Annotated in this window: 2 protein-coding genes; both read left to right on the forward strand. The window is 63.5% G+C overall.

Annotation, left to right across the window (positions count from 1 at the left end; all coding sequences use genetic code 11):
- The first annotated feature begins 1 nt into the window (after position 1).
- Entirely contained in the window at positions 2–838 is an 837-nt protein-coding gene (gene sul1 / locus NYP18_RS15290; RefSeq protein ID WP_024193717.1) for a sulfonamide-resistant dihydropteroate synthase Sul1, read from the forward strand.
- A 127-nt stretch (positions 839–965) separates the two neighbouring features.
- A partial coding sequence (locus NYP18_RS15295) for a GNAT family N-acetyltransferase (RefSeq protein WP_034056494.1) occupies positions 966–1,453 on the forward strand: 488 nt, incomplete at its 3' end.

Consider the following 1,453-nt stretch of genomic DNA (forward strand, 5'->3'; position numbering starts at 1 on the left):
GGTGACGGTGTTCGGCATTCTGAATCTCACCGAGGACTCCTTCTTCGATGAGAGCCGGCGGCTAGACCCCGCCGGCGCTGTCACCGCGGCGATCGAAATGCTGCGAGTCGGATCAGACGTCGTGGATGTCGGACCGGCCGCCAGCCATCCGGACGCGAGGCCTGTATCGCCGGCCGATGAGATCAGACGTATTGCGCCGCTCTTAGACGCCCTGTCCGATCAGATGCACCGTGTTTCAATCGACAGCTTCCAACCGGAAACCCAGCGCTATGCGCTCAAGCGCGGCGTGGGCTACCTGAACGATATCCAAGGATTTCCTGACCCTGCGCTCTATCCCGATATTGCTGAGGCGGACTGCAGGCTGGTGGTTATGCACTCAGCGCAGCGGGATGGCATCGCCACCCGCACCGGTCACCTTCGACCCGAAGACGCGCTCGACGAGATTGTGCGGTTCTTCGAGGCGCGGGTTTCCGCCTTGCGACGGAGCGGGGTCGCTGCCGACCGGCTCATCCTCGATCCGGGGATGGGATTTTTCTTGAGCCCCGCACCGGAAACATCGCTGCACGTGCTGTCGAACCTTCAAAAGCTGAAGTCGGCGTTGGGGCTTCCGCTATTGGTCTCGGTGTCGCGGAAATCCTTCTTGGGCGCCACCGTTGGCCTTCCTGTAAAGGATCTGGGTCCAGCGAGCCTTGCGGCGGAACTTCACGCGATCGGCAATGGCGCTGACTACGTCCGCACCCACGCGCCTGGAGATCTGCGAAGCGCAATCACCTTCTCGGAAACCCTCGCGAAATTTCGCAGTCGCGACGCCAGAGACCGAGGGTTAGATCATGCCTAGCATTCACCTTCCGGCCGCCCGCTAGCGGACCCTGGTCAGGTTCCGCGAAGGTGGGCGCAGACATGCTGGGCTCGTCAGGATCAAACTGCACTATGAGGCGGCGGTTCATACCGCGCCAGGGGAGCGAATGGACAGCGAGGAGCCTCCGAACGTTCGGGTCGCCTGCTCGGGTGATATCGACGAGGTTGTGCGGCTGATGCACGACGCTGCGGCGTGGATGTCCGCCAAGGGAACGCCCGCCTGGGACGTCGCGCGGATCGACCGGACATTCGCGGAGACCTTCGTCCTGAGATCCGAGCTCCTAGTCGCGAGTTGCAGCGACGGCATCGTCGGCTGTTGCACCTTGTCGGCCGAGGATCCCGAGTTCTGGCCCGACGCCCTCAAGGGGGAGGCCGCATATCTGCACAAGCTCGCGGTGCGACGGACACATGCGGGCCGGGGTGTCAGCTCCGCGCTGATCGAGGCTTGCCGCCATGCCGCGCGAACGCAGGGGTGCGCCAAGCTGCGGCTCGACTGCCACCCGAACCTGCGTGGCCTATACGAGCGGCTCGGATTCACCCACGTCGACACTTTCAATCCCGGCTGGGATCCAACCTTCATCGCAGAACGCCTAGA

The organism is Corynebacterium lemuris (genome assembly GCF_024919295.1).
GTDB classification, from domain to species: Bacteria; Actinomycetota; Actinomycetes; order Mycobacteriales; family Mycobacteriaceae; genus Corynebacterium; species Corynebacterium lemuris.